Here is a 19952-nt window from a genome sequence, read left to right on the forward strand (position 1 = left end):
GAGCGGGGTTCACGACGAGATTGAGGGAAAGCGATAATGGCGACGGCAGGACGGAACAGATGTTTTGCGGCGTCAGCACCCGTGCGTTCGACCACGGCCGGGGTCCTGGCAGCGGTCGCTGTATCGCTCACGCCGGGACTGGCCTCTTCCGCCGCGGCCCAGGAGGCGCCTGGCGCTGCGGCATCGCCGCCGCCCTCGGCCAGTGTCAAGGCCGAGGCAGCGCCCGGCGCGAAGATCGAGGACGTCACGAACACCGAGCCGCGGCTCGAAATCGGGATTTCGCCCTACATCTGGCTGCCGAGCCTCACAGGCTCAATCACCGCGGCGGGGCAGAAGGCCGATGTCAATGCAACCTTCTTCGACATCCTCGGCGACACCGAGACGGTGTTCGGACTCATGGGAGCGATTGATTTCAAGTATGACCGCGCAGTGTTCCAGATCGATGCATCGTGGATGTACGCGAAAGTCGAGGATCAGGAGGCTGTCGGGCTGGCGTCGCGGGGCACGCTCTCCGCGGACCTGAAGTCCAACATGACGTGGCTCGAGTTCTTCGGGGGCTACCGGTTTATTGACGAACGACTCGACCGCGATCTGGAGTCGACCCGGCGTTTTTATCTTGACGGCATCGTTGGCGGCCGTGTCACGTTTCTGGACATGGAGGACACGCTGACTGCCAGTGCCGTCGTGACCCTTCCCGATGGGACCGTGCTGAATCCCGGGGAGTCGAGGACGTACAAACCCTCGGAGACATGGTTTGACCCGTTTGTGGGTCTCCGGATGGGCTTGGACTTCGCACCGGGATGGTCCTTGATAGTTCGAGGCGACGTCGGTGGCTTTGACGTCGGGTCGGACTTTTCATGGCAGGCGGCCGGGCTCGTGGGGTACCGGTGGTACCACAAGGACTGGAGCATGGCCCTCTTCGGCGGCTTCCGCGCCCTCGGCCAGGATTACACCAACGGCAACTTCATCTGGGATGTCACGACCTACGGCCCGCTGATCGGGATGGAGTTCGCGTTCTGAGTTCCTCGGGGACGCGGGCTCGCCGTCAGTCCTGTCGGTCGTCAAGCACCTGCGACACCGAAATGCCCGTCAGCCCATCCGAAAACACAAACCAGCGTGTCCGTGGGTAGGCCCGCTCCAGGCGACGGACGATCCGCACCAGCCGGTGGCGGTTCAGGATCAGCGCCGGATCCGAGATGTGGATCGAGCCCGCCTTGCAGTCCAGCTCCACGCGCCCCTTGGCCACAGGCTTGACCTCGGCGAACAGGTTGTCGTGGGACCAGTCGAGCCAGGAGGCATCCGGCTGGTCATACGCACGGCGGTCCTCGTGCAGCCGCCCGTCGTCGCCAAGGGCCCAGAGAGCAATGGGCCCAAAGCGCGGCCGGTGCCCAATATGGTGGTATTGCACGCGTGTCATGGCAGTGCGCTCCCTTTCCTGCGACCCGGCAGCGGCCCCGGGACGTCGTGGCAATACAGATCGGTCGGGAGAGTCCTGCGGATGAGTCCGCCGGTTCTGGTCTTGCCGGTTTCGCCATTTCGCCCGGCTGCGTGGACCGCAAGCGGCGGATAACTCGCGGGAAGGGCCTCCACCAGCCGTGGACAGAGTCACGGCCACCGTGTTCGAGGCCCGGGTTGACCGGGTGGCCGGACGCCGTACCATGGAGGCGTCCGAAATCGCAACCCATCCCGGGGGCGTAGCTCAGTTTTGGTAGAGCGCTTCCATGGCATGGAAGAGGTCGGGAGTTCGAGTCTCCTCGCCTCCATTCCCGGGTAAACGTAGCCGAGCACGCGAGTGGCGTGCATCCGCCACACCGTTGGCGGCGCGGCCCTGAAGCTGGTCACGAGATGGTCAGTAACGACCACAGCGTCCAGTGCCAGCGCCTGTGCTTATGGCCAAGGCCCATTGACTTGTGCACAATCGCAACCAGCAGAACGCGATGCCGATCAGCGCGTTCAATAGGGCTATGCCGGCCTCTGGTACCCTTCCCACGGCAGATCCATACTGCCGACCTTTGGAACGGATGCGCCTTGCCTACTCCGACGGTGCTTTGTATCGATCCACTCGGTGTTTCGCCTGGTCGATGAGCCACAACTCTCCGGCATCGGGCGAGAAAAAGGGGACCAGCAAGGAACCGCTGGCGGGGTCGCCCGGGATCGTGTACGTTTTGGCCGTGTTGGCGGTGCGATTGATGTACAGGAGTGAACGCTGCGAGACAACCGCGACCGCGTGGTCGCTCGCTGCGGCGCGGGCGATGATGCTCTCCTCGGGCAGCTCGTGCGTCTCCAGGGCATCACCAGCGGCGGAAAACAGGGTGACCGAGCTCGGGATACCGCCGCTTCCGAACGGAGCACGGGCAAGGATGGCGAAGGAGCCGTCGGGCGCGACGGCGGCGCTGAACGGGTAGTCGAGCCAGAGTTGGTCGGCGCGCCGTTCAAGCGTGCGAGTCATCTCCTGGTCAGCGTCGTAGAGGAACGCCCGTTCGTAGCCGACCACGACGCACTCCTGTGTTCCGGGGCGGAAGAACCACTCCTCGGAGACGTCGTCCGAGCGGCAGGGTTGGAGGCCGACGCGATTCCCCGCCGCGTCGAAGCTGAGGTATCTCGACTTGCCAGGGCCAATGCTGGTGGGTCTGGAGTACACCTCCCCGTCCCCGGCGATGGTAATCGAACCGATCCCGCAATCGGTTGGAAAGTCCGTCGGGTCGGGACGCAGGATGCGAGTGCGCCTGCCGGAGGAGTCAAAGACGTGAACGGCAGCGGTGTGGCCGTCAAGGGCATAGATACGGCCGGCGCGATCCACGGTGACCGCGCGGATCTCACCAAGGGTGTCGTTGTCGGGCTTCGCGCCGATGACCATGTCAACCGTGCCGTCCTCGGTGAGGCGCAGGATCGAAGCGCGGTCGGAGGTCCAGAGCCGCCCGTTGGGGGCGCGGCGGACGTCGCCGTAGAGGCGGAACGTGCGACCGTCGTCGAAGTGGGGGGTGAACGACGCACGCTTTGTGTTGTCGGCGGAGAGGCGGACAACGGGAGGTTGGCCCCGGAAGTCGTGAACGATCCAGCCGCCGTCCTCATCGGGCTCCAGGCCGACGACGTAGTTTGGTCGTGAGCCAAACCCGGCTTCGATGCTGACCATGCCGGTGTGGCTCCCGTCTCTGTCAAACTTGAGGATCAGGCCCGGGACGCCAACCAGCACGCCAAGAGTGCCGTCGGGCCGGATTGCGGCGTCCTGGGTCATGGCGCAACGCGTGGTCCACAGACGCTTTCCGTTGGAGTCGTAGCGGACGACCTCGTTGGACCGATAGTCACCGACTACCGCGAATCCGGTCTCGCCGCCGCTGATGACACCGTGGCCGAACGTGGGCTTTGGCGAGGAGAAGCCGACGATCGGGGAGACCGTCTTGCTGTCGAGGTCGGCGATCCACGCGAGCGATGGAGAGTTGTTGTGGAAGCCCTGGACGATTACCCATCGGTCGCCGCCAATCCACGCAACCTGAGGGGCGGCAGTCTCTCCTTCGACCTCGGCGAGTTCGAGCGGAAGATGCAAAACACTCCCGACTGGGTCCGGTGAAGCGGGGTCAATGAGAACCAGTTCGAACACCCCGTCGCCCCGGAAAGGAATGAACCCGCAGCGGGAGCGATCGTCGAAGGCGAATCGGGCGACGCTTAGGTTGTCGGAAGTGTCGCTGTTGCCGAGTGGGAACGATCCGATGTTCACCAGGGTGGGCGCCGGAGGCTTGGGTTCGGCTGGGGCGACGACCTTCGGATCGGGACGGTGTCCAATCTGGACCACTTCTGGGGTTGAACCGACTTCTTCAACACTCCACCCGCCATCGGCTCCCCGGTTTGTCGCGAAGGTCACCGCGGCTTGCCGAGCGCGGCTCAAGTAGACAAAGCGATTGTCGGCAAAGCGAGCGGCGGGCGTGACGTCCGTCTCCTTGAGGTACCTGGGGCTGAAGTACTCGAGGCCGGTGAACTCGGTCGTCCACTCCTGCGACCAGACCTCGTTTGCATCCTTGTCGATGAGTACGAGTCGGATGCCCTCATCGCTGGCGTTGCTGGGCCGCCACGCGGTGCGAGTCCAGACTACGAGGGAGAGTTCCGTGCCCGGCACGGCGTCCGCGTCGGCCGCCATGTACCAGAGTCGCTCTCCGCCAGCGGGAGCCGCAACAGCGAGGTCACCGGTGAGCTTTCCGTCGGTGATCGAGTAGAGCAGCCACCGCTCGTCACGCACGTTGTAGTCCGGCTTCGCATCCAGCCGGATCACGAATCGACCAAGGTCCGGCTGCAACAGGATCCCGCGAGGAGACGGATGCCGACTTGGTGGGCAGGTGTGGCCCCAGTCGTCGCGTGGAGTGGTCTCGCGGGCAATCTCGGATCCGTTGTCGCCGATGAGCGCAACGATGAGATCGCCGTAGCCAGCGGGGGCTCCCCACCCCTGAAACCCGTGGGAGTAGGCGTAGCCAGCGGCACGCCCATCGTCAGAGACGACCGCTTCCCAGAATGTGAACGGGACGTCCTTCGACCACACGGTGTCGCCTCGTCGCTTCAAGGTGTAGCGGCCCGGGCCGATCCCGTGCAGGTGGGACGGGTCTACATAGAGCGAGTACTCGCCGGAGGGTGAGAAGTACGTCTTGGGTTGGAGCTTTGGGGGTGGGCCTTCGCTCGCGACCGTCGGGGAAGTCAGCAGCAGGGCGAAGACGAGGAATGTGATGAGAGCGGTGTATCGCATGGATGCTCCTCTCGACTTGGCGTAGCGGCAGCTTACCCAGCAGGACACACTGGGGACACACCTGCTGCTCAAGACGAGGACCGTGGGGCATTTCGCGCATTGCCCGCAGCGACTCGCAGTTTCTTGTCCGCCTCGCGAGGAGTCGGCGATTGTGGTAAATCCTTGGTGGTACGAGTTTTGGAGATGACCGCGCCGCTACGAATCCGTTTATTCCTGGGGTAAGACCGATCGGCCACGAGCCGAGTGCACCGCACGGTCCAACCGTCGCGACCCCGCTAGCCGCTCAACCGCCGTGAGCCAGTCCCCGTTGCTTACACTGCAACGATGGATGCGCTCAAGGTCTATGACTACCTGACCACCTCCCGCGAGCGAGTCTTCGACGCGATCAGGCCGCTCACCCCGGAGCAGTACGCCCGCGTGTTCTCGTTCGGCCTGAAGTCGATCGCCGCCACGCTCACCCACATCATGATCTCGGAGTGGTACTACGTCGAGCGGGTTGCAGGACGTACGGTCGCACCCTACAGCCAGTGGCCCATCAAGTACGAACACGCGCCCGCCTTCGAGGTCGTGGAGCGCACCTGGCGCGAGCAGGCCAGGAATACCAGAGCCACGGTCGCGGCCGAGCGGGACTGGGCCCGGTCAATCACCTGGCTGAGTTTCCCCGACGACAAGGGCAGGCGATTCAACATCACCGCCACATCGGGCGACTTCTTCGCACAACTCGCGTTCCACGAGGTCCATCATCGCGCCCAGGTCATGGTGATGCTGCGAGAACTCGGCCGTCCGCTGGAAGACCTCGACTACAACGCCCTCATGTTCCAGCGGCAGCCGGCGGTGTGAGTCGCCCGGGCGATGGCGGGGCGTAGGCGCCATAGACTCCGGCCGCCGAAAGATCCGACCGGTACGCACCCGCAACACAGGAGCCTCCGATGTCCGTCCAGAGCATCGCAAAGCAGTTCGTCGACCTGTGCAACCAGGGCAAGAACTTCGACGTCATGCGCACGCTGTACGCGCCGGACATCGTCTCGGTCGAAGGCGACGGCCGCGAGACCGCCGGGCAGGAAGCGGTCATCAAGAAGTCCGCCGATTGGGTCTCCGACAAATCGTTCGACAGCCAGGTGATCCGCGGCCCGTTCTTCAGCGGCCCCACCCAGTTCGCCGTCCACTTCGTCCACAAGGTCACCCCCAAGGCGACGGGCAAGCAGGTGACGCTCGAGGAAGTCGGCGTGTACACCGTGAAGGGCGACAAGATCGTCCGCGAGCAGTTCTACTTCGCGGGAGAGCGGTAGCCCCGCACCGGAGCCTCGGCAGGCCGAGACAGAAGCGACTCGGCGACACGATCGACCATGAAAAACGGGCCGGTCTACCCGGCCCGTCGGCATTCCTTCTCCTCGCCCCGTCGCGCTGCTACTGCTTCTCGAACACGCCCTCGAAGCACTTGTACTCCTTGCCGTCCGGCCCAGTGGCGTACGACACCATCGTGTGCCGCTTCGGGTTGGACATGTCGATGCTGTCGCGAGAGCGCACCCGCTTGCCGGTCATCGGATCGAGCCGATCCCCCTCGAACGTCAGCGTCTTCTTCGCCGCGTCGTACGTGCCCGTCGCGGTGGCCATCCACGTGACCACATTCTCCATCCACACGCTCTCGTACTTATTCTCCAGCCCGTTGTACCCGACGATCCCCAGCCCCTTGAACGGCTGCTCATCGGGACCCATCGGGGGAGCGGAGACGTGCTCCATCAGGTACCGCCCGTCCAGGATCATCTCCCGCTTGGCCGTGCCGTGGGTCTTCATCGGTTCCGCACCCGGCGCCATCCACATCGTCACGTTCCCCTCCCACACGCCAAGCATCTGCTCCAGCACCTTGTGATGCTCCCCGGGCGTCATCGCCTTCATGATCGCGGGGTCCATGTCCATGCCCGGGTGGTCGCCCGCGGGCTGCGCGGCCTTCTTGTCCGGCGGCTGCGCGAGAGCGCTGTCCCCGATCGATCCCGCCCGGCCCGCCGCGTACGCCACCACCGCGACACCGACCGCAACCGCTGTGTGCTTCCAGTTCATGCCAGGGCTCCTGATGAGTACCCCCGTCCCGGATCGGTACACTACCACAGGCCGACGATCGGTCGTACCGATGGATCGGTCCGTGGTGGCCTCAATCCCGCGGCAGAAGCCTGTGATCGCACGCTCGCCAACGCAAAGAGCGAGGGCAACGCCCTCGCTCCTGCGAAGTACCCCGGTCTGTAATCCGTTTCAGGTCTGGTCATCACGATCCGCAGGCGCCGGCTGCCCACGCCGCCCCCGCGGTGGGCTGCGATCGCCGTTGTCTCGGTCGCTACCGCGATCCATGCCACCGCGATCGCGCCCCTGCCCATCAGCCGGTGGTCGCTGACGACGATCAGACTGGCCGCGCATCCGATCGGCCCCATCGTCCTGTCGCTCGCGTCCTTGCTGCATGCCGCGGCGATCGCGCGGAGTGTCGCGCCCATCGCCCGATGGTCCACCCGGGCCCCGGCCCTCGGGGCCACCCCAACCCTGCCCACCCCACCGAGGTCCACCCTGGAACTGTCGACCCCCCATGCCCTGATCCCCTCCAAGCCGCCGCTCATTCATCATCGGCGGCGGACCAAACTGCCGACCGCGCGGCCGCGTCCCCTCCATCTGACCCCGTCCCCAGCCCCCGTGCCGCGGCGCCATGCCCGGGCCTTGATCGGAGAACCGCCCGCCGTGCATCTTCTGCATCCGGCCCCTCATCCACCCCAGAAACTCCCGCCGTGCACGAGGATCCGCTCGAAGCCACTCGCGGAACACCTCAGGCCCAGGTCCCCGCATCCGATCCATCCCCGGCCCTCGCCCGGCGCGAGGCCCGAACTGCCGCGGACCGCCGCGATCGCGGTCCCGATCCCGACCTCCGAACCGTGGCCCTTCGTTCCAACGCCCACGCGCCCCATCATCGTCCAGGCGGTTTCCCATCCGCGGCGGGCCATCCGGTCCGCCCCCGCCCCGACCAGGCTGGGCCACGGCGCCCCCCGCCCAGACCACCACTCCCGCCACCGCTGCCCACCACGCTGCTCGCTTCATGACACGCTCCTTGGAATCACACACTTGTGACCGAAAGTCCAACGCACACGCTGCTGACAGATTGCGTCAGTTGGATCGCCAGGGGACACGCTCTTCTGTGTGTTTCGCGTGTGCTCCGCGAGAGTTGGGCGGCTGTTTGCACGAAATCGCGGCAAAATGCGCGACATAGGTGCGAGCCACTCCATGCCCGTGCAGCGTCCGGTTATGCTCGAGGCTCACTCATACCGGAGATACGCCATGCACCTCCGTTACTCTCGAACGCTCGCTGCCCTCGCAGTCCTCGCCATTGGGTCCATTGCACCGGTCTCTCTCGCCCAGCAGCCGGCGGCCCCGGCCGCGCCTCAATCGGCCAAGACGCCTCCCCTGTTCGACGGCATGGGTCCGCACCGGCGGACAGTGACCACGACTTCGCCCGACGCGCAGAAGTACTTCGATCAGGCGCTCACCTGGACCTACGCCTTCAATCACGATGAGGCGATCCGCTCGTACCAGCGCGCGGCGGAACTCGATCCCAACTGTGCGATGGCGTTCTGGGGAGTCGCCCTCTGCAACGGTCCGCACATCAACGTCCCGCTCATGGACGAAGCACGCTCGAAGGCCGCCTGGGACGCGATCAAGCAAGCCCAATCGCTCGCCGACAAGGCGTCGCCGGTGGAGAAGGCGCTGATCCAGGCGCTCGCAGCCCGCTACGCCGATCCGGCCTCCGGCTCATTGCCCCTGACGTTTGAGGAGCGAGCCCCGCTCGACCGCGCGTACGCGGACGCAATGAAAAGGGTCCACGGTCAGTTCCCGGACGACCCTGACGTCGCCACGCTGTACGCCGAATCGCTGATGGACCTCCGGCCGTGGGACCTGTGGGATCCGGCGACGGGTCAGCCCCGCCCCGAGACCCCCGAGATCCTCGCCCTCCTCGAGATGGTGATGACGGCCCAGCCGACCAATCCGGGCGCGAGCCACCTTTATATCCACGCCGTCGAGGCCTCCCCGCACCCTGAAAAGGCCACCGCGGCAGCCGACCGGCTCCGCACCCCGCTGGTCCCGGCATCAGGGCACCTGGTGCACATGCCGGCGCACATCGACGTCAGAACCGGCCGGTGGGCCGAGGCCGCCGAGCAGAACCGGCGGGCGAGCGCCGTCGATGCCACATACCGCCAGATCTCGCCCAAGCAGGGCGTCTACCGCTTGTACATGGCGCACAACGACCACTTCCTCTCGTACGCCTGCATGATGCTCGGCCGCCGCGAGGAGGCCGTGTCGGCCGCGCGGGCCATGCTCTCCAAGATCCCCTCCGACTGGGTCAAGGAGAACGCCCCCCTCGCCGATGCGTACGCCGCCATCGAGATCGAGGCCCTCCTCAGGTTCGGCCGCTGGGACGAGGTGATCGCACTCTCCAAGCCGCCGGAGTTCCTCCCGATCACGACCGCCCTCTGGCACTTCGCCCGCGCCAGCGCGTTCAACGCCAAGGGGGACGCCGACAAGGCCAGCGCCGAGCAGGCCCAGTTCCGCGCCGCCGTCAAGGCGGTGCCCGAGGACGCGATGATGGCAATCAACCCGGCCCACACCGTCCTTTCGATCGCCGAACACACGCTGGCCGGCGAGATCGCATTCCGGCAAGGAGACGCCAAGGAGGCGATCACGCAGCTGCGGAAGGCCGCCGAGATCGAGGACAGTTTGCTCTACATGGAACCGCCCGACTGGGTGCAGCCGACGCGCCACGCCCTCGGGGCCATCCTGATCGCCGACGGCCAGTTCGCCGAAGCCGAGAAGACCTACCGCGAGGACCTGGCCCGTTGGCCAGGCAACGGCTGGTCGCTCTTCGGCCTTGCCCGGGCCCTCTCGTTGCAGAACTCCCCCCAGGCCGGCGCGGCAAAGGACGCCTTCAACAAGGCCTGGGCAAGCGCCGACACGACGATCCACGCGACGTGCCTGTGCGTGCCCGAGGTCGAGTAGCCGCTCTGACCGCGCGATCGTGGTAGATTCAGCCGTCAACCGGGCCAGCGGCCAAAGGAGGACGGCGATGGATATCGCGGTAACAACCACGTTCACGATCGAGGGCCACCGGATCGTGAAGTACTGCGGGGTGGTGCGCGGGCTGATCGTCCGCTCGCCGACGATCGCGCAGGGCATCATCGGCGGGCTCAAGAGCATCGTCGGGGGCCGGATCGGCGCGTACACCGAGATGTGCGAGCAGACCCGCCAGCAGGCGTTCGACCTGCTGCTCGACCACGCGCGGGCGCTGGGCGCCAACGCCGTCGTCGGGTTCAGGTACGACGCCTCGGAGATCGGCGGACAGATCGCGGCGAGCGAGGTGCTGTGCTACGGCACCGCCGTCGTTGTGGAGCCGGACGAATAGGAGCCGGCGCGGCCCTTATCGCGATCCGCGATGCTTGGTCGGCTTGTTCCAGCCGCGGGAGTGCGACTTGGTGTGGCCCGACGCATGGCCGGAGGAGTGTCCCGGCGTCCGCCCGTTCCCGCTGGCGTGCCCGCGGGAGCCCTCGGAGTGACCGCTGGAGCCGCGGGACGCCGGCGCGCTGGGTGACCGTCCCGGGCGGGAGCGCCTCGGGGCGGAGCGTCCCTCGGGCCGGTGGCCGGAGCGGTGGTGCACGCGTTCCTCGGACCGGTCTGAATGCCCCTCGACTTCGGCGAGCGCCGCGACGCCCTGGGCCTTGAGCACGGTGATCTTCTGGCCGAGGAGTTTCTCGACCTCGCGAAGGAGCGACCGCTCCTCGTGGTCGCAGAACGACACCGCGATCCCTGTCGCCCCGGCCCGGCCGGTGCGGCCGATGCGGTGGACGTAGGCCTCGGGCTCGACTGGGAGGTCGAAGTTGATGACGTGCGTGATGTCGTCTACGTCCAGGCCGCGGGCGGCGACGTCGGTGGCGACCAGCACGCGGGCCGCGCCGGAGGCGAAGCGGTCCAGGGCTCGCTGGCGCTGGCTCTGGGAGCGGTCGCCGTGGATCGTGTCGGAGCCGATGCCGGCGCGGGCGAGCCGCTTTCCGACCCGGGTGGCGCCGTGCTTGGTGCGGGTGAAGACAAGCGCCCGCTCGACCTTGAGGGCGGGATCGGCGAGGAGATGGTGCAGCAGGGCCTGCTTGCTCTTGCGGTCGACCATGTACACGCCCTGCTCGATCTTCGGCGCCGCCGAGCCGACCCGGTCGACCGAGACCTTGACAGGCTCGTGCAGCAGCGAATGGGCGAGCTGGACGATCGCCTTAGGCATCGTGGCGGAGAACAGCAGCGTCTGGCGCCGCGCTCCAGGGCGGACAGCCGCGGCGATGCGCCGGATGGGCTGGATGAATCCCATGTCGAGCATGCGGTCGGCTTCGTCGAGGACGAAGATCTCGACCGCGCTCAGGTCGGCGATGCCCTGCTCCATCAGGTCCGTGAGGCGGCCGGGAGTTGCCACGATGATGTCGACGCCGGCCCGGAGGGCCTTCTCCTGCCGGTGCTGGCTGACGCCGCCGTAGATGACGGCGACATCGAGGTGGGTGCCCCTGCCGTAGGTCGAGAACGAATCAGAGATCTGCTGGGCGAGTTCGCGGGTGGGGGAGAGGATCAGCGCCCGGGCCTTGCGCGGGCCGCGGTGGGCCTTGTCGGGCGCGGTGCCGGCGAGCCGTTGGATGATCGGCAGCGCGAATGCCGCGGTTTTGCCGGTTCCGGTCTGGGCGCAGCCGAGGACGTCCTTGCCTTCAAGGACGTGGGGGATGGCCTGGGCCTGGATCGGGGTGGGGGTGTGGTACCCCTCCGCTTCGAGCGCGCGCAGGATGGGCTTGGACAGGTTGAGATCGGAAAAGAGCATGAGCCGGGTATCTCCGTAGGGCGGATCAGGCCGTACTGGGTCAAGGTGTGACGCGGCGTGCGCGACGGTGCGCTGTTTGGCCGCGGCCAGCAGAAACCCAGATTGAGGCCATGGGAGCTACCGGCGATCACGGGATACTAGGAGGGCCGCGACCCCGACGCGCGACCCGGCGGATGCCGACGGTTATCGGTTCTGCACCTTCACATGCAGGATGTAGCGGTTTGCAGGGGCAACACCGGTTTCCCACGGCCGCTCGTTGACGAACTCCAGCGTCGCCTCGCCGGTGCGGTTGGCCCTGAACGAGAAGACCTCCTGGAAGGGACCGCCCGGGAGGTTCGCCGTTCCCGGCTCGCGCTCGGTGGCCTTGCCACGGAACGAGAGGACGCTCCACTCGTTGGTCCCGGTGACGAGCCGCCAGCTGTAACCGGTTCCCGATTGCGAGGCGAGCCGCACGATGATTGTCGTGGACGGGTCGATTGTTGCAGACGCCTCTTCCTGAGAGGCCTTGCCTCCGGTGAGGACAACGTCGCCTTGTTTGTTCGCGAAGCGGTCCCGATCCGAGACGCAGGCGAACGCGGTCAGGGTCGCGGCAGCCAGAGCCGCCAGCACGATTCGTCGAGGTGAGAGTGGTGTGATCATCAGGGACGATCCTATCTCGTGACTGACAGGGGCGGCGTCCGGGCCCGCGAGAGAACCACGCCGCGGCTTCCCGGATCGACCAACGACGGTATTCGATTTCGCATGTGTGCATGCCCCCTCCACACCCAATGCCGCAACGGTACCTCCTGGCCGGCACCGTGCAAGGGGGAGCGCGTGCAGTGCGCCAATTCGGCGCACAGAGGCGCTCCTTGGGCACAGGTTTCAGGCCAGGGTCGCCCGCGGCGGGCTCAGGGGCAGGGCGCGTGCGACCCGCAGGAACGCGTCGAACGAGTTGCGGAGTTCGTCCATCGTGTCCGATGGGAACTTCTCCAGCAAGGCACGGGCGACCTCGAAGGCGACCACGTGCTCGACCACCACGCTCGCGGCGGGGACCGCGCAGATGTCGCTCCGCTCGTACGCGGACGGCGCCGCCGTGCCGGATGTGAGATCGACGCTCGGCATGCCCCGAAGCAGGGTGGAGATCGGTTTCATGGCGGCGCGCACGACAATGGGCGCTCCGTTGCTCATGCCTCCCTCGATGCCGCCGGCGTTGTTGGTCGGCCGGGTAAACCCCAGGGAGTGCGTATCGATGCGGTCCCGGTCCCACTCAATGGGATCGTGCACCTGGGAGCCCGGGCGAGACGCGACCTCCTTGCCGAGCCCGATCTCGACGCACTTGATGGCCTGAACTCCCATGACCGCCGCGGCGAGCTTGGAATCCAGTCGGTCTCGCCAGTCCATGGTCGAGCCGATCCCGGGCGGGCAGTTGAAGACGTGGGTCTCCACGATGCCGCCGATGGTGTCCTTGTCCACCTTGGCCTGCCGGATGATGTCGACTTGCTCCGACGTTGCAGCGGTATCTGGGCAGTACGTCTCGCTTGCATCGCGGGCCGCGCTCAGCGATGAGTGGTTTTCCTCCGACACTTTGCCGGGCCATTCCCGTCCGCCGATCGCGCGAACGAATCCGAACGTCTGGATCCCAAGTTCACGAAGGAGCAGCCGGGCGACGGCTCCCGCGGCCACACGCGGCGCCGTCTCGCGGGCGCTGGCCCTTTCGAGCACCGGGCGGCAGTCAGTCGAGAGGTACTTCACGGCGCCGGCAAGGTCGGCGTGCCCCGGACGGGGCACATGGATGGGCGGAGTTCGCTGCTGGTCGTCGAGGCGGGCGTCGGCGTTGTGGATGACCAGCGTGATCGGCGACCCGATAGCGACCTGGCCGCGGATGCCCGAGAGGATCTCAACTCGGTCCGATTCGATCCGCTGGCGCGCCCCGCGGCCATACCCGCCTTGGCGCCGACGGAGCTGCTCATCGATGAATCCGGCATCGACCGTCAGGCCGGCGGGTACGCCGGAGACGATCGCCGTCACGGCCTTGCCGTGAGATTCGCCGGAGGTGAGGTAATGCAGGGCGGGCATGGGAAAGCGTAGGAGACGGGCTGGATTCTCGGGGTTGGAGCGGCCCGGAGTGGCGGGATCGAGGCCTCACGGGGTGGGTAATCCGTCCAGCGTCAGGCTGGTTTCGAATAGCGAGAGCCGCACCGCGGGCACCTCGCATCGCTGTGCCGCATCGAGCACGCGGAGCACCGACGCGGGCCGCCGCCGGCAAGCAGCGTCTCGTGTGCGCGGGCGAGGTCCTCACCCGTGCCCGGCGGCACGGCGGCCACCGGGAAGGCCATCCCACACTCGGGGCAGTGCCCCTCGGTGAGCCCCGCGAGCGGGTACCGGCATCGCTTGCAGCGACGCGTCGGATCGGGCGGTGTGCGAGGGGTGGGAGAGCCCATGGCGCGCTCGATCATTCTACCGGAGCCCGCGTAGAGCGATAGACTCGGCCCGTATGGCGTCGCGGCGGTTTGACATCGTGGTCTCGGACATCGACGGGTGCCTTTCGCCCGAGGGGCCGCTGGCGTTCGACGCGCCGCGGCTGGCGAAGATCGCCGCGTTCAACCGCGAGGCGCAGGCGCGCCGGGACCGGCCGGTTGTAACGGTCTGTTCCGGGCGACCGCTGCCCTTCGCGGAGGCGATGTGCCGGCTGATCGGCAATACGAGCGTCCCCTGCGTCGCCGAGAACGGCGTGTGGGTGTACCACCCGGGAACCAACGAGTACCTGATGGACCCGCGCATCACGCGGGAGCACCTGCAGGCCGTCCGGGCCGCGGCCGAGTGGCTGCGGGAGGAGTTCGGTCCACGCGGCGTGACGCAGCAGCCAGGCAAGTCGGCTTCGATCTCGCTGTACCACCCGAAGACGGGCGTGCTCCACGAGATCCGTGATGGGATCAAGGCCGAGTTTGATCGTCGCGGCTGGCCGCTCCGGGTCTCGATGACCTGGCTGTACATCAACTGCGACCTGGAGCACGTCTCCAAGGCGACCGGGCTCGACCGACTCATCGACATGGTCGGCGCGACGAAGGACCGGCTCGCGGGCATCGGCGACACGACGAGCGACCTGGCGATCCGCCGGCACGTCGCGTGGTTTGGCTGCCCCGCGAACGCCGTTGAGGACCTCAAGCCTCACGCCGACCTTGTCGCCGCGCACGACGAGGTCGAGGGCGTGCTCGAGATCCTCGAGACGATCAGGCGGTTGTGACGCGGGGCCCGCGGGCCGGCTCGGCCGCGGTGTCGGCGGAAAGCGACGCCAGGATCGCCCGGCATGCGCCCGCCGGGTCCGCCGCGGCACACACGGCCGACGACACCGCGACGCCGCGGCAGCCGATCGCGGCGAGCGTGCCCGCGTTGCCCGGTCCGATGCCGCCGATGCACAGGTGCGGGCGGGAGGTCGCGAGTGGCGAGGCGAGGAACTCGCCGAGGTACGCCGGGCCCGCGAGACGCGGCTTGTCCTTGGTGGTGGTCGGGAACATCGGTCCCAGGGCGCAGTAGTCGGCGCCGCCCTCGGATGCGGCCCGGGCCTGCGCGAGGTTCTCCGTGGAGACGCCGATGATCAGACCCGGTGCCAGGCGGCGTGCGTCGGCGAGCGGCAGGTCGTCCTGGCCGAGGTGGACGCCATCAGCGCGGGCGAGGAGGGCGATGTCCGGCCGGTCGTTGATGATGATGGCGGTACGGGCCTCCCCGGTGGTCGAAGAGGAAAGGGCGGCTGCGCGATCAACAAGCCACGCCGCGCGATCCAGCAGTTTGCGATCGGGAAGGGCCTTCTCGCGGAGTTGGATGCAGTCGGCGCCGGACCGGATCGACATCTCCGCCACGTCGCGCCAGGAGTGGTGGGTGCAGAGCGATTCGGTGATGAGCACGCATAGGCGCCACTGGCGCGCCCGGCCGCACCCGAAGGCGAGCACCAGCCGGCGATCGGCTTCGTAGGAGCGGTACCGCAGCCGCTCGAACTCGGCCCCGGCGCCCGGCGCGAGTTTGGCGCATTCCTCGATCGAGCGGAGGGCCTCGGTCAGCCGCTTTCCCGCGGCGATCGCCACGTGCCGCAGGTCGTCGCGCCGGCCCTCGCCGGCGGTGGAGACGGACGTCCCGACGTCCCCGGCGGTGTCGCGTGACGCGTACAGGGCGACTTCCGTCGGGTTGTCCCCCAGCGTTGCACTCGTTGCGTGGTGCAGGTCGTGCCGGATGCCCTTGAGTTCGCGGCAGAGCGGCTCGTGGTCGAGGGCGAATCGGGCGATGTCCTCCATGACGCGCAGGGCTTCCCGGGCGCGGTTGAGGTTGGCATCGATGATGCGGAGGCGCGGATCCATGCACCAAGGGTACGGATGCGGCGGCGGCCCCGGCGGCGGTCCCGGTTTCCTTCCGTCGGATGCGGTACCCTTGGCGCATGACAACGCACGTGAGTGCAACCGCCGATGCATGCGTCCTGGTGATCTTCGGGGCGTCGGGCGACCTGACGCACCGCAAACTGGTTCCCGCGCTGTTTGAACTCGACCACGCCAGGCGCCTGCCCAAGGGACTCCAGGTCATCGGCATGGCCCGGACCCCGATGAGCGACGACGAGTTCCGCGCGAAGATGCGGGAGAGCGCCGCGAAGTTCGCGTCCGGGTTCGATGCCGGTGAGTGGGACGAGTTCGCCAAGCGGCTCCACTACCACGCCGGGGACGCTGCTGCTCCCGACGCCATGCCGCCGCTGGCAAAGCGGATCGAGAGCGTGGCGGTCGCCGCGGGCATCCAGAAGAAGTCCGGTAGCGCCAACGTACTCTTCTACCTGTCGGTGGCGCCGGGTCTCTACGAGCCGATCATCGCGAACATCGGGTCCTGCGGACTCGTGAGCGAGGGGAAGCGGTGGTGCTCGATCGATCCCGCGGGGGCGTCGTGGCAGCGGATCATCGTTGAGAAGCCCTTCGGCCAGGACCTGCACTCGGCCGAGTCGCTGAACCGTGCGCTGGGGCGCGTGTTCGAAGAGGACGACATCTTCCGGATCGACCACTATCTCGGCAAGGAGCTCGTCCAGAACATCCTGGTGATGCGGTTTGCCAACTCGATCTTCGAGCCGGTGTGGAACCGGGTCCACGTCGACCATGTGCAGGTGACAGCGGCGGAGACCGTCGGCGTCGGCAGCCGCGCCGCGAACTTCTACGACGCGGCCGGCGCCATGCGAGACATGATCCAGAGCCACCTCCTGCAGGTGCTCGCGCTGGTGGCCATGGAGCCGCCGAGCCTGTACGACGCGGGCGCGATCATGCGGGAGAAGATCAAGCTCTTCAACACCGCCCGCCCGGTTCCCGCCGAGAAACTGCCGCTTTGGGCGACGTTTGGCCGTTACGGGCCCGACCCCGCGAAGTCCGAGCCGGCGTACGCCGACGAAAAAGGAGTCGATCCGGCCCGCCGCACCGATACGTTCGCGGCGATGCGACTGGAGTTCGACAACTGGCGGTGGGCGGGAGTCCCGTTCTACATCCGCAGCGGCAAGAAGATGGCGACCAAACTGACCGAGGTGGTTGTCCAGTTCCGCCGCCCGCCGACGAACCCGTTCCGGGTGATCCGGCCCGATTCCGAGGAGCGGCCCGGCAACCGGCTGGTGATCAGCATCGCGCCCCACGAGGGGATCACCCTCCGCATCGAGGGCAAGGTGCCCGGCGCGGGGATCAAGCTCGATTCGGCGGACCTCGATCTCAACTACCTCGAGCGGTTTGGCGGCGAGCCGGTCGAGGCGTACGGGCCGCTGATGCTCGATGCGATGCGCGGCGACCGCACGCTCTACAAACACCGCGACGAGGTTGAGAGTGGCTGGCGGATCTGTCAGCCATTCCTCGATTGCGAGCCGCTCCGCAGCTCGATCCACACCTACACGCCGGGCTCTTGGGGGCCCGGCGCGGCCGACGAGCTGATCCAGCGGGATTCGCCCAATCCCCGCTCCTGGCACAACCCCCAGCCCGAAGCGAAGGGGTGAAGGCGAAAACCCCGGGTTGTGCATCGGTCGTGATCGGCTAGGCTCTTCGTTGTGCAGCGGGTGCCGGGGAACTGGAGGTCTGTTCCATGCGCGGAGTGTGCACGTGTGCGGTGGCGGGTGTCGTCGGGCTTGGGATCGGAGTCGCGAACGCGCAGACCCGCTTCAACGTCAATGACCGTACCAACGACTCGATCTACCAGTTCTTCGACGCCAACCATAACGGCGTGATCGACGAGCCGGGCGAGGTGACGCTCTACTTCTCCGCGGCCAACGCCGGCGGTCTCCCGGGCCCGCTCAATCCGACCACGCTCGGCGTCCGTCGCGACGGTCTGACGCTCATGGGCGATCAGGACTCCACACGCCGCCTGCTCTACCTGCTCAAGGACCTTAATGGTGACGGCGACGCCAACGACGCCGGGGAGGCGATCATCGCCGCGGACGCGACCAATGCGTCCGGGGTCTCATTCGCATTCCCGACCGGATCGGAGTTCGACTCCCGCGGCCGCCTCTACGTCGTCAACGCCGGGAACACGTTCGGCAACGACATCATTGTCCGGCTTGTCGATCTCAACGGCGACGGGGATTTCCAGGATGTGGGAGAGATCACCGAGTACGTCGCCGTGCCGTTCTTTGGTGCGGGCAACGGCCCGTACTCGCCGCAGGAAATCGTGTTCGACCGTGATGACGCGATGTACCTTCACAACTCGTCGGCCAACCTCCACGGCGTCTGGCGGTTCGTTGATGCGAACTCGAACGGTCGGGCTGACGACGCCGGCGAGGCGACGGTCTTCTTCGACTCCACCAACGCCTCGGGCGTGACCATCAGCGCCGGGTTCGCCATCGATGTCGACCCGGTCCGCCCCCGATCGCTCTACTTCCAGCAGACGGCGACCGGCGGTGTCGACCAGCTCTACCGGCTCTCGGACCTGAACGCCGACGGCGATGCCAACGACGCCGGCGAGGCGGTGCTCGTCTTCTCCACCGCCGAGGCTGGGTTCACCGTCATCGACGCTCTGGCGATGTACGACGGCCGCGTGCTGCTGACCGACAACTCCGGGAAGAAAGCCATCGTCCTGACCGACGTCGACACTGACGGACTCTTTGTCTCCGCCGGCGAGCGGGCCGACTACTTCGCCAACGTCACCGCCGTGCTCGGGGATATCCGCCAGATGAACATCGTCCCGTGTCCCGGCGACTGGGACCGCAACGGCGTGATCGATCCATCCGACATCGCGTCCTTTATCAATGACTGGTTCAACAGCCTCTCCAGCGGCGGGTTCCGCGGCGACTTCGACTTCAACGGATCGGTCGAGCCCTCCGATGTGGCAGGCCTAGTGACCGCCTGGCTCGCCGCGCTGAACGGGGCCTGCTGACGGACTGGCATCGAGTGCCCTGTATTCGGTCCTCGGGTCTTCGCTAGGGTCGGTCCGGCAGTCGGTAGGCCACCATAATCTCTTGCGAACCCGGGGATCTTTGGTATTCTCGATGGGTCGTCTCGGCACCCGTTGGTGCCCACGGTGCAGGCTGGAGGAGTCCCGGGAATGAAGATTGCGTTGACCGCCGCGGCGAGCGCGGTTGCGTGTGTCGCAGCGCCGGCTCTGGCCCAGTCTGTCGCTATCGATCTGACCGGGGTCCAGATCCGAAACGCTGTAACCCAGTCCCGTCAGAGCACGGCGACGCTGCTCCCGGCCCAGCGGTACCGGATCGTCGTTGCTGGAAACGTGCAGGGAAGCCCGCTGTCGCTGCTGGGGATCCTGTACCCGAGCCCGACACCCCTCGCCCAGGTGCTCGAAACCTTTGCGCCCGGCGCGTCCCAGGCCCTTGACACCACGAGCACGAATCCGACGACTCCCCCCTCGCACCCCTTCGCCCCGGCCCCAGTGACCCAGGGCGGCACGACGACCATTCTGAGCACGACGGTCACCTTCAGCGCCACGATCGCCTCGGGCATCGGGGCGGACAACAAGGCGTTCTTCTCGCTGACCAACGTGGTCATTACGCCGTCGACTGTCGGCTACCTGACCTTCACGTCGGGCTCGGCGACCGTCACGCGGATTCCCTGCCCCGTCGATTACTGGGGCGACCGCAACGGCCAGGTCGAGCCGACCGATATCGCCGTGTTCGTCGCGGCGTGGCTGAACAGCATCTCGGCGGGCACTCTGGGCGGCGATTACGACCTGAACGGCACGGTCGAGCCGTCGGATATCGCCGCGTATGTGGGCCAGTGGTTCGCGGCGATCAACGGCGGCGGGTGCCCGTCATAGGAACAGGAATTCGCTGGGGACCGCTGGGTTCCCGCATCGGAAAGGTCAGGATAGACGTACCGGCTAGTGACAGGCTGTGGGCGAGCCGATCGTGCGAGCCCCCAAGAGAGA

Annotated in this window: 17 protein-coding genes and 1 tRNA gene; 10 read left to right on the top strand and 8 right to left on the bottom strand. The window is 67.1% G+C overall.

What is annotated here, in order from left to right; genetic code table 11:
• The first annotated feature begins 81 nt into the window (after positions 1 to 81).
• Complete coding sequence (locus KF745_00170; protein ID MBX3356820.1) at positions 82 to 1020, top strand: hypothetical protein; 939 nt, start codon at positions 82 to 84, stop codon at positions 1018 to 1020.
• A gap of 25 nt (positions 1021 to 1045) precedes the next feature.
• Here KF745_00170 and KF745_00175 read toward each other — a convergent pair whose 3' ends face one another.
• Entirely contained in the window at positions 1046 to 1417 is a 372-nt protein-coding gene (locus KF745_00175) for a hypothetical protein (GenBank protein MBX3356821.1), read from the bottom strand.
• Positions 1418 to 1688: 271 nt separating this feature from the next.
• Here KF745_00175 and KF745_00180 point away from each other — a divergent pair.
• A tRNA-Ala gene (locus tag KF745_00180) sits at positions 1689 to 1763 on the top strand.
• Between the two features lie 269 nt (positions 1764 to 2032).
• Here the strand turns inward: KF745_00180 and KF745_00185 are convergent.
• Positions 2033 to 4729, bottom strand: coding sequence for a hypothetical protein (locus tag KF745_00185; GenBank protein ID MBX3356822.1), 2697 nt, complete (start codon positions 4727 to 4729; stop codon positions 2033 to 2035).
• A gap of 324 nt (positions 4730 to 5053) precedes the next feature.
• On the opposite strand from KF745_00185, the gene KF745_00190 reads away from it, so the two are divergent.
• The gene (locus tag KF745_00190; protein ID MBX3356823.1) at positions 5054 to 5569 is read left to right on the top strand and encodes a DinB family protein; all 516 of its coding nucleotides are present in this window, start codon (positions 5054 to 5056) and stop codon (positions 5567 to 5569) included.
• Between the two features lie 89 nt (positions 5570 to 5658).
• A complete protein-coding gene (locus KF745_00195; GenBank protein ID MBX3356824.1) occupies positions 5659 to 6018 on the top strand; it encodes a nuclear transport factor 2 family protein in 360 nt (119 codons plus the stop codon).
• Between the two features lie 118 nt (positions 6019 to 6136).
• Here KF745_00195 and KF745_00200 read toward each other — a convergent pair whose 3' ends face one another.
• Both KF745_00200 and KF745_00205 read right to left on the bottom strand, forming a co-directional pair.
• Positions 6137 to 6787: a DUF1579 domain-containing protein gene (locus tag KF745_00200; protein MBX3356825.1), complete on the bottom strand. Its 651-nt coding sequence runs from the start codon at positions 6785 to 6787 to the stop codon at positions 6137 to 6139.
• Positions 6788 to 6828: 41 nt separating this feature from the next.
• A complete protein-coding gene (locus KF745_00205; GenBank protein ID MBX3356826.1) occupies positions 6829 to 7212 on the bottom strand; it encodes a hypothetical protein in 384 nt (127 codons plus the stop codon).
• Between the two features lie 829 nt (positions 7213 to 8041).
• On the opposite strand from KF745_00205, the gene KF745_00210 reads away from it, so the two are divergent.
• Complete coding sequence (locus KF745_00210; protein ID MBX3356827.1) at positions 8042 to 9754, top strand: hypothetical protein; 1713 nt, start codon at positions 8042 to 8044, stop codon at positions 9752 to 9754.
• Between the two features lie 67 nt (positions 9755 to 9821).
• A complete protein-coding gene (locus tag KF745_00215; protein ID MBX3356828.1) occupies positions 9822 to 10157 on the top strand; it encodes a YbjQ family protein in 336 nt (111 codons plus the stop codon).
• 15 nt (positions 10158 to 10172) lie between these two features.
• On the opposite strand, the gene KF745_00220 is transcribed toward KF745_00215, so the two are convergent.
• The 3 genes from KF745_00220 to aroC form a co-directional block, all read right to left on the bottom strand.
• Positions 10173 to 11603 carry a DEAD/DEAH box helicase gene (locus tag KF745_00220; protein ID MBX3356829.1) on the bottom strand — a complete coding sequence of 477 codons (1431 nt, stop codon included), beginning with the start codon at positions 11601 to 11603 and terminating at the stop codon, positions 10173 to 10175.
• Between the two features lie 183 nt (positions 11604 to 11786).
• Positions 11787 to 12242, bottom strand: coding sequence for a protease inhibitor I42 family protein (locus KF745_00225; protein ID MBX3356830.1), 456 nt, complete (start codon positions 12240 to 12242; stop codon positions 11787 to 11789).
• 222 nt (positions 12243 to 12464) lie between these two features.
• The gene (aroC, locus tag KF745_00230) at positions 12465 to 13649 is read right to left on the bottom strand and encodes a chorismate synthase (GenBank protein ID MBX3356831.1); all 1185 of its coding nucleotides are present in this window, start codon (positions 13647 to 13649) and stop codon (positions 12465 to 12467) included.
• A 427-nt stretch (positions 13650 to 14076) separates the two neighbouring features.
• Between aroC and KF745_00235 the strand changes: the two genes are divergently transcribed.
• Positions 14077 to 14826, top strand: coding sequence for an HAD hydrolase family protein (locus KF745_00235; GenBank protein ID MBX3356832.1), 750 nt, complete (start codon positions 14077 to 14079; stop codon positions 14824 to 14826).
• Here KF745_00235 and KF745_00240 read toward each other — a convergent pair.
• The gene (locus tag KF745_00240) at positions 14813 to 15931 is read right to left on the bottom strand and encodes a thiamine phosphate synthase (protein MBX3356833.1); all 1119 of its coding nucleotides are present in this window, start codon (positions 15929 to 15931) and stop codon (positions 14813 to 14815) included. The genes KF745_00235 and KF745_00240 overlap by 14 nt on opposite strands.
• A 77-nt stretch (positions 15932 to 16008) precedes the next feature.
• Here KF745_00240 and zwf point away from each other — a divergent pair, with 77 nt between their 5' ends.
• From zwf to KF745_00255, 3 genes are all read left to right on the top strand, one after another.
• Positions 16009 to 17577, top strand: coding sequence for a glucose-6-phosphate dehydrogenase (gene zwf / locus KF745_00245; GenBank protein ID MBX3356834.1), 1569 nt, complete (start codon positions 16009 to 16011; stop codon positions 17575 to 17577).
• An 86-nt stretch (positions 17578 to 17663) separates the two neighbouring features.
• On the top strand, positions 17664 to 18950 hold the full coding sequence (locus KF745_00250) for a hypothetical protein (protein ID MBX3356835.1): 1287 nt from the start codon (positions 17664 to 17666) through the stop codon (positions 18948 to 18950).
• Positions 18951 to 19118: 168 nt separating this feature from the next.
• Complete coding sequence (locus KF745_00255) at positions 19119 to 19841, top strand: hypothetical protein (GenBank protein MBX3356836.1); 723 nt, start codon at positions 19119 to 19121, stop codon at positions 19839 to 19841.
• Positions 19842 to 19952: the final 111 nt, after the last annotated feature.

Source organism: Phycisphaeraceae bacterium, from assembly GCA_019636655.1.
In the GTDB taxonomy this organism is placed as follows: domain Bacteria; phylum Planctomycetota; class Phycisphaerae; order Phycisphaerales; family UBA1924; genus JAHBXB01.

What these genes read in the sequence shown, in the direction of transcription:
- KF745_00175 (MBX3356821.1), bottom strand. Translation starts at nt 1,417, where the DNA reads ATGACACGCGTGCAATACCACCATATTGGGCACCGGCCGCGCTTTGGG.
- KF745_00185 (MBX3356822.1), bottom strand. Translation starts at nt 4,729, where the DNA reads ATGCGATACACCGCTCTCATCACATTCCTCGTCTTCGCCCTGCTGCTG.
- KF745_00190 (MBX3356823.1), top strand. Translation starts at nt 5,054, where the DNA reads ATGGATGCGCTCAAGGTCTATGACTACCTGACCACCTCCCGCGAGCGA.
- KF745_00195 (MBX3356824.1), top strand. Translation starts at nt 5,659, where the DNA reads ATGTCCGTCCAGAGCATCGCAAAGCAGTTCGTCGACCTGTGCAACCAG.
- KF745_00200 (MBX3356825.1), bottom strand. Translation starts at nt 6,787, where the DNA reads ATGAACTGGAAGCACACAGCGGTTGCGGTCGGTGTCGCGGTGGTGGCG.
- KF745_00205 (MBX3356826.1), bottom strand. Translation starts at nt 7,212, where the DNA reads ATGGGCGCGACACTCCGCGCGATCGCCGCGGCATGCAGCAAGGACGCG.
- KF745_00210 (MBX3356827.1), top strand. Translation starts at nt 8,042, where the DNA reads ATGCACCTCCGTTACTCTCGAACGCTCGCTGCCCTCGCAGTCCTCGCC.
- KF745_00215 (MBX3356828.1), top strand. Translation starts at nt 9,822, where the DNA reads ATGGATATCGCGGTAACAACCACGTTCACGATCGAGGGCCACCGGATC.
- KF745_00220 (MBX3356829.1), bottom strand. Translation starts at nt 11,603, where the DNA reads ATGCTCTTTTCCGATCTCAACCTGTCCAAGCCCATCCTGCGCGCGCTC.
- KF745_00225 (MBX3356830.1), bottom strand. Translation starts at nt 12,242, where the DNA reads ATGATCACACCACTCTCACCTCGACGAATCGTGCTGGCGGCTCTGGCT.
- KF745_00235 (MBX3356832.1), top strand. Translation starts at nt 14,077, where the DNA reads ATGGCGTCGCGGCGGTTTGACATCGTGGTCTCGGACATCGACGGGTGC.
- KF745_00240 (MBX3356833.1), bottom strand. Translation starts at nt 15,931, where the DNA reads ATGGATCCGCGCCTCCGCATCATCGATGCCAACCTCAACCGCGCCCGG.
- zwf (MBX3356834.1), top strand. Translation starts at nt 16,009, where the DNA reads ATGACAACGCACGTGAGTGCAACCGCCGATGCATGCGTCCTGGTGATC.
- KF745_00250 (MBX3356835.1), top strand. Translation starts at nt 17,664, where the DNA reads ATGCGCGGAGTGTGCACGTGTGCGGTGGCGGGTGTCGTCGGGCTTGGG.
- KF745_00255 (MBX3356836.1), top strand. Translation starts at nt 19,119, where the DNA reads ATGAAGATTGCGTTGACCGCCGCGGCGAGCGCGGTTGCGTGTGTCGCA.